The organism is Moorena sp. SIO2C4 (assembly GCF_010672485.1).
GTDB classification, from domain to species: Bacteria; Cyanobacteriota; Cyanobacteriia; order Cyanobacteriales; family Coleofasciculaceae; genus Moorena; species Moorena producens.
Window position 1 is genome coordinate 1 of record NZ_JAAHGN010000133.1, and the last position, 10850, is coordinate 10850.

General features: G+C 44.0%; 8 protein-coding genes. 2 read left to right on the forward strand and 6 right to left on the reverse strand.

Going from position 1 to position 10850, the window contains the following annotated elements; translation table 11 throughout:
- Positions 1-569: RNA-guided endonuclease InsQ/TnpB family protein (locus F6K20_RS09920; RefSeq protein ID WP_287294542.1), on the forward strand; the 569-nt coding region annotated here is incomplete at its 5' end.
- 11 nt (positions 570-580) lie between these two features.
- On the opposite strand, the gene sbcD is transcribed toward F6K20_RS09920, so the two are convergent.
- Positions 581-1804 (reverse strand): exonuclease subunit SbcD, encoded by a 1224-nt coding sequence (gene sbcD, locus F6K20_RS09925; protein ID WP_008187888.1) that lies wholly within the window; start codon positions 1802-1804, stop codon positions 581-583.
- Here sbcD and F6K20_RS09930 point away from each other — a divergent pair.
- Complete coding sequence (locus F6K20_RS09930; RefSeq protein WP_044494246.1) at positions 1797-1967, forward strand: hypothetical protein; 171 nt, start codon at positions 1797-1799, stop codon at positions 1965-1967. The two genes, sbcD and F6K20_RS09930, sit on opposite strands and share 8 nt — an antisense overlap.
- Positions 1968-2146: 179 nt before the next feature.
- Here the strand turns inward: F6K20_RS09930 and F6K20_RS09935 are convergent, their stop codons facing one another.
- From F6K20_RS09935 to F6K20_RS09955, 5 genes are all read right to left on the reverse strand, one after another.
- Positions 2147-2710, reverse strand: a complete 564-nt coding sequence (locus F6K20_RS09935) for a sll1618 family protein (RefSeq protein WP_324616702.1) — start codon at positions 2708-2710, stop codon at positions 2147-2149.
- Positions 2711-3157: 447 nt separating this feature from the next.
- Positions 3158-5320, reverse strand: a complete 2163-nt coding sequence (glyS, locus tag F6K20_RS09940) for a glycine--tRNA ligase subunit beta (RefSeq protein WP_044494267.1) — start codon at positions 5318-5320, stop codon at positions 3158-3160.
- A 285-nt stretch (positions 5321-5605) separates the two neighbouring features.
- A complete protein-coding gene (locus F6K20_RS09945; RefSeq protein ID WP_052308470.1) occupies positions 5606-6712 on the reverse strand; it encodes a calcium-binding protein in 1107 nt (368 codons plus the stop codon).
- Positions 6713-7905: 1193 nt separating this feature from the next.
- Entirely contained in the window at positions 7906-9078 is a 1173-nt protein-coding gene (locus tag F6K20_RS09950) for a tetratricopeptide repeat protein (RefSeq protein WP_008187875.1), read from the reverse strand.
- 325 nt (positions 9079-9403) lie between these two features.
- The gene (locus F6K20_RS09955) at positions 9404-10483 is read right to left on the reverse strand and encodes a PIN/TRAM domain-containing protein (RefSeq protein WP_044494244.1); all 1080 of its coding nucleotides are present in this window, start codon (positions 10481-10483) and stop codon (positions 9404-9406) included.
- Between the last annotated feature and the right edge of the window lie 367 nt (positions 10484-10850).

Below are 10850 nucleotides of genomic sequence, written 5' to 3' on the forward strand. Positions count from 1 at the left end.
AAGAACATGCCAAGAGACTGGTTAGAAGTTACCGTAAGATAGTGGAGCCTTATTACAAAAGATTTAACCCTTTTATGCAAAGCCGAACACCCATAAAGGCTCCACTATCTAAGGTTTCGTCTCCGGCGCGTTGCGTAATCCGGTCTAACGACCTGGTTGCCTATGAAGATTTAAGAGTCAAGAATTTGGTTAAAAACCATTGCCTTGCTAAGTCTATTAATGATGCTGGTTGGTATCAATTTAGAAAATGGTTAGAGCACTTTGGCGAAAAGTTTGGCAGAGTCACTGTTCCAGTCAATCCTGCCTATACAAGCCAGAATTGCTCAGAATGTGGCGAAGTGGTCAAGAAGTCACTATCAACTAGAACTCACGTCTGTGAATGCGGTTGTGAATTAGACCGTGACCACAACGCCGCAATCAATATCCTAAAAAGAGCCTTGGGTACGGTGGGGCACACCGGAACCTGGATCATAGATCAGAACGCTTCGGGAGATCTGGCCTCTACTGTTCTTGGTTCCGGCCAGGAACAGCAAGTCGGGTCGTTGAGCGAAGAATCCCCGTCCTTATAGGGCGGGGAGTGTCAACGATTTTTCTCTAATAGGCATTCTGCAGCTTCTAGCATATCTGCAGCAATATCTCTGAGGTCTTGCCGATTCTCTAGATATGTCGATAACGCATCTATGGGGTCAATACTGTTACCTATACCAAGTTCCGGCAAGCGGGGACGGGCTAGCTGGCTGACTAATTCTGGACGAATGGTATAGTGGTGGGCTGCCCTCAAGGATTCATGTATGGCACTATTGTCAATTAGGTCGAGCTGCTCAGAACGTAGCTTGTAAATCAGCCGGACTATAGCGTTTTTAATAATTTCGTTACCAATAGCGTTTAGTAAAGTACTTTGGGGATCATCTGCTTCAGCAAGGTTGACCTCAATGGTACGGAAGGGACGCACTGACAAGGGACAAAATTCCCACTGAACATGACCTTTGGACAGCTCAATCATGACATAACCTTTGTCTTCCTTCTCTTCACTGAAATCGACCCGCTCAATGCTGCCAGGGTAAATGACTGGCGGGTCATTGGAGTGGTTGAGATTCTGGTGTTGGTGGATGTGTCCTAAAGCTACATAATCAAAGCAGGGTCGAGTCAGCAGCGAGAGCGGAATAGTAAAACCTTTACCAACGGCTAGGAAGCGTTCTGCACCAAATCTAGCTTGGTCTGCCATTAAATGACCTAACAAGACCGTTGGCAGGTTTGGGTCTAGTTGACGAATTTCTGCTTCTAAGATTGGCTCAAGCCGTGAGATCAGGAGTTGGTTAACCTCGGCTAGGGTTAGACCTTCGGTGTCTGGGCGACTGAGAAGGGTGGAGTTGGTTAGCCACGGTAGAGTAATCACCTGTACTCGACCATTGTCGGTTTGAATCTTATGAGTTTCGATGCTATCCCCTACTACAAATCCAGGCACGCCTAAGGTGCGATAAATACATAAGCTAGCACCTCCTTGTCCTTGGGAGTGTTGGTCGTGATTTCCTACTAGTAAAACGGTAGGAATGTTTACATCTACTAAGCGGCGAAATTGATTAGCAAAAGCTTGTTGAACATAAGGTGGTGGTGTGGCATCGGGAAAGGCATCACCGCCAAAAAGAACTAAATCCACAGGTTCGGTAATGGCTCGGTCAATACATTTAGCTAGGGTATTGACAAAATCTTCTAAACGTGTATTGATTCCAGTAGCAGGGTTGATTCGTCCATGGGAGAAACCACTACCCATGTGGATATCAGATAGGTGAAGAATTTTGATCATTAGCCATGATATAGCGCTACGCGCAAGTCAGAAGTCAGAAGTCAGAAGTCAGAAGTCAGAAGTCAGAAGTCAGAAGTCAGAAGTCAAAAGTCAGAAGTCAGAAGTCAGAAGTCAAAAGTCAAAAGTCAAAAGTCAAAAGTCAGAAGTCAGAAGTCAAAAGTAAGCGATTACTTACGTTTTGGAGTTTAGGAGCGATGCAGCGTCAAACATTTGAATGGGTAGTGCTATACTATTAGAAAGTAGACATGATGAGATTAGGAAATAGCAATTAACATTTTTTAAATTGCTATTTTCCTATTAATTGCTATAGTCAGTTTTTGATTTTTGGAAACATCCCTTTGATTATTGGTCAAGAATGTCAGATAAAGCTTCATGAATGACCTGTTTTTGATCAGAATCGTATTTCCAGCGCTTGAGAAATTCTTGGTAGTTGCCAACTCCAGTAAGGGCGCTTTGCCTTAACTGTTGGGCAATGTCAAACAGGCTTGGCATGTTTAGTTGTTTAATGAGATTAGCACTACGCGATCGCACTCGGTCTGATCCTTGAGCCATGTCTTCTTTGCCATTGCGGCGATGGTTCAATGCCATTGCCGCTGACATAGCTAAATTTTTGACTAACAGTTCGGCTACGATTTCGGGGGATGACTCTAGGGCTGTGATCACCTCTGGTGAGGGATTGTCAGCTAAGGTGCTGTCACTGGTAAGGTAGGTGACAAAGAAACCTCTAGCACCATTCTTGCTCTTGACTAAGGATGCGATCGCTTCGGTAATTTCTGGCGATGTTAGTTCCCCTGTTACCATTTTGGTCATTATCGATTCGGTGAATGCGATCGCATCATCAAACGTTACGGTTTCCAAAATCTCCATGGCAGTTCTGAGGCTAGTTCCATAGTGGGTCAGTTTCAATTTGACCACAATTTTAGTAGAACCGCAGATAGAGCTTTTACGATCAATCCCCCAAAGCTATAGCAGAAGTCATTTGTCAGAAGTCATTTGTCAGAAGTCAAACTCTTGCGCTTCTTGATGCAGTCGCTCATGGGGGAAACCCCCAAGACCGCGCTGCATCGCTTACAAAGGGTTTGAGACTTTTGTCATGTCCTAACTGCCCTGGCGACTGCTATATCAGCCGCCAGCGGTCAGCGGTCAGCGTCAGCCGTCAGCCTATGCGCTACGCGCACGCTACGGGAACAGCCTTCAGCTGATCACTGATTGCTATAAGCTGATCACTGATTGCTATAAGCTGATCACTGATTGCTATAAGCTGATCACTGATTGCTATAAACTGATCACTGATTACTGATTACTGATTACTGATTACTGATAGCTGATAGCTAATTGCTGACAAACCAAACCCTAACTCTTGACAATTGCTCCAAAATCTGCTAACACACGAGCATGATTCCGCAACAATCCCAACAAATTCAACCGATTACTGCGAATATTGGGGTCAGGATCCATCACCAACACACTCTGGTCACCATCAAAGAAAGTGCTAACTGTAGGAGCAATCTGTTCTAGTGCTTCCACTAATTTCTGATAATCTCGCTCTTCCTGAGACGCTTTAATTTTCGGCACTAATTCCACTAGGGCATCATAAAATGCTTGCTCACAAGATTTCTGGAAGTATTCCGGAGTCACTACTGTTGTTGGTTGTAACTCTTTGGTATCTAAATCCCCTTGTTTAGCTAAACGAGCTGAACGGTTGACAGTTTCATAGATTTTATCCAGCGTACCATTATCTCGGATAGACTGAAGAAACAAAGCGCGATCGCGTACATCTAACACATCAATTAATGCCCTGTTTTGATACTCGGGATCATCTTCTCCTAACACAGCATTCACTAAATCATAGTCAATTTTATTTTCTTCTTGGAGCAGAGTCCGAATCCGTTGTAAGAAAAATTCTTGTAATGACTCTATTGGTGAGTTTTTGTCTGGATAAGCAGCTACAAAATCTGCAGCAATATCTTGTAGCAACTGTTGGAGATTAATCGGTAAGTTGGCATCCCAGGTAATGTTGATAATACCATTAGCCGCACGACGTAGAGCAAAGGGGTCAGAAGAGCCTGTGGGTAACATGCCTAAACCAAAGATACTGACTAAAGTATCTAGCCTGTCTGCTAATCCTACCACTTGCCCGGTCAGGGTTTGAGGTAGAGCATCCCCTGCACCTCTGGGTAAATAATGCTCAAAAATTGCTGTTGCGACTTGCTCAGATTCCCCACTAGTAACGGCATACTTTTGTCCCATTACCCCTTGTAATTCAGGAAATTCATAGACCATCTGGGTAACCAAGTCGGCTTTACACAGTAAGGCCGCTCTTTGAATCTGAGTAATCGCCTCTGGTGAGATTAGATTAGGAGAGTGTTGACGTAACTGGTCAGTAATTTGACTCGCTATCTTTTCTATTCTACCGACCTTTTGGCGTACTGAACCCAAATCTTTCTGAAAAGTGACCTTCTCCAGTTGGGGTAAATAGCTTTCCAAGGGTGAGTCGATATCGGTTTTGTAGAAAAACTGTCCATCGGCTAGCCTGGCTCGGATTACCCGCTCGTTCCCAGTAGCAATAATTTCGGATTTAGCCGGGTCACCGTTACCAATAGTAATAAAATAGGGGATAAGTTCAGTAGCCGCTTCGGTTTTGAATACTGGGAAGTAGCGCTGATGAGACACCATCTCTGTGGTGACCACTTCTTGAGGTAAATTCAAGAATTCTGAGGAAAATTTACCTACTACTGCTGTCGGCCATTCCACTAAATTAGTGACTTCTTCCCATAACTCAGGGTACAGAGGGGTATAACCACCTAATTGTTTAGCGGCTGATTCCACTTGTGATTTGATTGTCTCGCGACGTGCTTCAGGGTTGACCTCTACATAAGCATTGCGCAAATAGGACTGATAATCTGTTGCTTGGGGAATCTCTACTGGTTTGGGAGACAAGATCCGATGACCACTGGAAATGCGATCGCTTTTTATAATCTCGGCATTATTATCTAACTCTACCGGTAGCACTACATCATCCAAAAGTGTGACTAGCCAGCGAATCGGACGGGGAAACTTTAAATCTCCATTGGCCCAGCGCATGAACCGTCTTCCTTCCAATCCAAATATCCATTGGGGAATCAGTTCCGTTAAAATTTCCGTAGCGGGGCGACCGGATATCTGTTTCTGAACAAAGACAAATTCGCCTTTAGCCGTATCTCTGAGGAATAGATTATCTACCTCTACCCCCTGTTTACGGGCAAACCCAATCGCTGCTTTAGTAGGTTGGCCATCCTTAAACGCTGCCTTAGCTGGTGGTCCTTTAACCTCTTCTTCTCGGTCGGGTTGCTTTTGAGGTAATCCTTTAATGATAACTGCTAAGCGGCGAGGGGTGCCGTAAATCTCAATTCCTTCTGGAGTAAGAAAGTACTCATCCAGGGTTTGGGGAATTCTCGATTGCCACTGTGCGATCGCACTATCCACAAAATCTGCGGGTAATTCTTCTGTACCGACTTCTAATAAAAATGTAGACATAGGGAACTGATTACTAATCAAAACCATAATCTTTAACTACCAATTCCCCCAGTGTACCTCTTGAGATTCTAGACCTGGTTATGATAGTTTTCACAGAAAAACCAGAGTTACAGCGACTGTCGCCAAACTCGACCTCAAACGCCCTTATGTAGTTAGCATCAGTAGTAGGGGCGTACGACGTGCGCCCCTAAAAGTATAGTTATTGCGTAAATGCTGAGTTAGAAACCGTCGGGAAAAAACAGGTTGACTCAGAGTTACACTCACAGATCAAGCTAAATCAGATAACTAAATCGTCAGAAAGTTGCTAGCGCTGGCAATAGTGCTAACTTGTGCATTATTCACAACTGCTAAGACTTCACTGTTAGCAGAGATTTCCACATCACCACCACTTTGGTTAAACGTCAAGTTACTAAAAGTCAAGGCACCAGACAGACCCAGGAACATCTTACCAGCCTCAAAGTTAATGATAGTATCAGTTCCTTTGCGTGCTTCTAGGACAACAATATCCTGACCACCCCCAAGCCTGATCGTATCGTTGCCAAAGCCACCAACAACGAAATCATTACCAGTGCCAGTGTCTATGAAGTCATTACCGATACCCCCATAAACTGAGTTACTGCCTCCGGAGGAGAATATCCGGTCATTACCAGTGCCGCCATAAATGTTGTCAGAGTTGGAACCGCCGAAAATCAGGTCATCTCCAGCACCACCATAGAGAATGTTTACTCCCTCACTGCCAAAGATTGTGTCATTACCACCTTGACCGTAGATTGTGTCATTATCAGCAGTACCGAAAAGAGTTTCATCGTTGCTTGTGCCTACAATTACTTCATCTTTCGGCACAACTTTCAAGTTATCCACTAGTAGGGCGGATTCCAATAACTCATCTTCTACATCCACCACTGCCATACCTACTAGATAAGTACCAGAAGTTGGGAATTTGTAGGTAAAGGTATTGTAGTCTGTTTCCTGACGAAATCCTGTAGGAGACAGGAGAAATGAACTATTTGTATCTGCGAGGTTAAATAAAACGTTTGGGGTGATGGAGACAAAGGCAAAATCCTTGAAGGTGGAGTCAGGGGTAAGCTCATCAGTGAGGAAGTTAAAGTCGAAGCTCAAAACATCTCCAGCGTTGACTGTAATAGGTTTTAGCTTGAGAGCGGATCCTTCTTTGGCATCCCCATTGCCAAAACCATCTATAGTGCCTGGGTTCAAACCCAAGAGGTTTTCAAGTTCGCTATCACTTACAGAACCCACATCATTAGTAATTAAAGCCTGAAATTTTCCCTGAGAAGGGATACTGCCAAATGCCGCTGTCTCAATGCTGGCATCGCCGATAGTGTTCCAATTTATGAAGTCGCCAGTCTCAAATCCAAAAATAGTAGTCATCATATTTTGTCTTTGGTAGATTAAATTATTGACACAAGAAGGTCATTGCAGACAAACAAATTTTGACTAAGCTCACCTCAAGGCATCATAAGTTGATACACCAGTTGATACACCAGTTGATACACCAGTTGATACACCCTAATTCAGACTCGTAAAACCGATAAAGTTTTCGTAGATTCCCCTTTAAATCAACGTTTAAATGTTGGAGTATTCATGAAAAATTCAAATACCTTAAGGTGTCTTATTTTTTTACCCTGAAAATTTTTATATTTTGCTTGACTTGACTATTTATCAATTTATCAATTCTTTTTTTAAAGAAAAATACTTTTATTTAAAGTATTCGTAAAGTTAAGACTAAACTTGTTCAAGTTTTAGTTAAAATTAGGGAATCACAGTTAGCTAGGTAACGCCCATAAACTAGATACCATCAGTTATCCGGGGAATCTTCACAGATTTCAGGGATCGTAACACTGCCAAAGTCAGCAGCATCGATTCATTCACAATAGGTTTGATTACTTGTATAGCGGTTTTCAATTTGGTGAGGTACACAATTTTGGGATTTTAGGGAACAGGAATCCCCCCTAACCCCAGGGCTGTTTCTTGGGTCCGACTAAAATGTGATAGGTGCGCTTTCCGGAGACAAAACCTTGAAGAGTGGTTTGAAGTTACCGTAAGACAGGCTCGCTTTATTCCACGAGTTTTAACCCTTTTATGCATAGCCTGCCGACGCTCATTGGCGAGCCTGTCTAAGGTTTCATCTGAGGCCTTATTACAAAAGTTTTAACCCTTTTACCTATAGCCAGTAACCCATAAAGGCGACCCTCTGAATGCGGTAACTTCGTTCCCGCATTCAGAATTAAATTCCCTCAAGGCCCGCGCCTCCTAGGCCGGGTTCCCCGGCCTAGGGTCGCGCCTTCGGGTCGCACCTTTGGATAGGAGGTGGGGAGAAACGGGAGAAACGGGAGATAGCGGTGCGAAGCACCGTCGGGGAATTTTTTTTAATAAAAAGGTATTTTTATTAAAAAAACCCTCTCCCCAGCACCCCACCTCCCTTTCACCCGATTGACCTGACAATTTATTCCAAATAATGAAACAGCCCTGGCATAACACCAAAAAAATCTCGTATTTCTTTTCTACTGTTCTCTGTTCCCTGTTCCGGTGATCCGCTGTTCCCTGTTCCCTAATACTTAATAAGATTAAACCTGAAATCCCATAGCCTGAAGTCCCTGACGAAGACGCTGAGCTTCAGCTGGGTTATCGGTTTCGTGAAGTGCGATCGCTTTTTTAAAGGCTGATAAACTCTGATCAACCTTGCCCAGTTTAAGCCAAACCACTCCCAAGTTTTGATAAGCCTCTCCATACTCTGGGTTGAGTTGAATCGCTTGCTGATAGGATGCGATCGCATTTTCCATCTGACCCAAAGCCTTCCAAGTCATGCCCAGATTATTATGTCCAAGGGCAAAACTTGGGTCTATCTTCACTGCCATTTCATAGGCGGTTTTGGCGTGATTCAACTCCCCTGCTTGTAACAACAAACTGCCCAAGTTATTGTAAGCTCCTAATTTCAACTGGGGCAAAATCGGTTGTTGGATCGCTTGTTGGTAATGTATTGCTCCTGAATTAAGCTCTCCTTGGCGAGTATAAGCATTCCCCAGATGGTAGTGCAGTTCAAATAATACCGCTGGCTCTAGCTCAGTGCCAGTTAAACCACGCTTGAGTAACTCCAGACCCTGGTCTACTTGATTATTTTGAATATAAAGCGCCCCGAGTTTACTACACACATAAGCATCAAACGGATGACTAGCCAGATAGCCTTCCATCGCCGTAAGCGCTCTAGTCAACTTATCCCGTGATGCGATCGCATCATCGCTATAACCGTAGTGTAAGATTGCCACCTGGGATAGAGACACCACCTGCCATTGGGGTTCTCGTTGTAACATTTGCGCTACAGTATCATCCACCATAGCATGATAGGGGCGAGAAAAGCGAATCTCTGGGTGATAGCGAAACAAACGGGACACCAGAGAATAGGGAGATTGAGTTGCACCCACTTCTTGCCGGACTAGATTAATAACTAGATAGGAACTATTTTGGATTGCCTGCTTAATTTCCGGTACAACTTCCGGTTTCAACACTTCATCAGCATCCAACACCAGCACCCATTCCCCTTGCACATACTTCAATGCCTGATTGCGAGCAGCTGCAAAATCATTACACCATTCAAACTGATAAACTCTAGCACCATAGCTTTGCGCCACCTCAATCGTTCGATCCGTTGAACCTGTGTCTAGGACGACCATCTCATCCACTACATCCTTGACACTACTCAAACATTGTGGTAATGATTCTTCCTCATCTTTAACAATCATGCATAGGCTAAGCATGGCATTAGTCATTGGTTAGGAGGTTTAAGGTTAGCCAGTTGAAGGTTAGGAGGTTGAAGGTTAGGCGGTTGATGATTGACGGTTAGACGGTCGATGGTGAGACGGTTGATGGTGAGACGGTTGTTGAGGATTAGAGGCTTAAGAAGAGCAAACCTGGATTTATAACATTCAAGCTGTAAGGTAAGCTACAAGGGACGCCAAGGGCAAACAACCTGCAACCTTCAACCTGCCAACCTGCAACCTGTAACCTGCAACCTTCAACCTGCCAACCTGCCAACCTGCCAACCTGCCAACCTATAAAACACCAATATCAAACCGTAACCGAAGCTTTAGGTCGAGCAAAAATCATCCTACCTGCTGAAGTCTGCAACGCTGAGGTAACAATCACTGGCAGTTCAACACCCATGTGTTTATACCCTTCTTCCACCACTACCATTGTGCCATCATCTAGATAACCAACTCCCTGGGTAGGTTCTTTACCCCCCTTAAGGATTTTCAGCTCTAGGATGTCACCTGGTAGATACAGAGGACGCACGGCTTGGGCTAAATCATTGACATTCAACACTGGCACCTTTTGGAGGTTAGCCACTTTACTCAAGTTGTAATCATTGGTTAAAAGAGTGCCATTAATTTCCTGGGCAAAACGTACCAATTTGGTATCTACAGTTTGTAGGTCATCGTAATCAGCCGAATGAATCACCAAGCGTTCTGGATAAACGGCTTGCATCCGATTTAGGATATCTAGGCCCCGTCGTCCCCGAGTGCGCTTCTGATCATTGGCAGCATCGGCAAGTTGCTGCAATTCTAGTAAGACAAACTGGGAAACCAGAATTTGACCTTCGATAAAACCCGTCTCAAGCAGTGCTTCGATCCGACCATCAATGATACTGCTAGTATCTATAATTTTACTTGAGGCTGATTTGAGGGTGCCTTCTGCCACTAAAACTGATTCCAGGCTGTTAGGATTGATCAGCTGCAAGAAGGTGCGACCATGGGTATCGGCTAGACTAACCCCCAAGAACGAAAACATCACACTTCCTAAAATGGCAGTCAGGGGTTTGATGAAGGAAAATTCCGAGGGGATGGGGAGTAAGAAAATCGGCGCTAGCATCAAATTAGCTAACAGCAGTCCCAGGATCAGACCAATAGACCTGGTTAAAATCACCTCCATTGGCATTTTTCGCACTTGGGCTTCTACCCGACGGTAACTTACTTGGGCCATTAACCCTAGTGCTAGTCCGATAATGGCACCAAAGCATGCAGTAGTCGAGCGTAACGCTGTCAAATTGCTGACTTGATCTTGCACATGACCGGGTAGCAATTCCACACTGTCGAAGCCTATGCTTGCTGCTGCTATGATAAATAAAAGTATAATGACGAAGTCAAGCATTCTTCCTTTCCAATTGGTTTTGTAGTTGTTTTTTTAGGAAAACTTTTTAAACGATTGCATAAACTGTCGTCAACGTGATAGTCAACAACACTATTTAGTATATCCTTTATATCGCTGTATTCTCTGATCCGACTTAGCTTCATTAAACCGTTGAATTGCCTAGGCTAACCGAGGGATAGCTTGGGCAATTATATTCGCTGGAGTTATCTGCTCAAGGGAGTTACAGGTTTCCTACTGTTGACTCTTCTTAAGGGGGGAATCTCGCTCCGGAGGAGATTGAGGTTAGCCAAAAGATGATCACAAAACTAATAAAAAATTTATTTAATTAATAACTGTTCATCCCAACGGTCGGATTGGCTTACCTGAT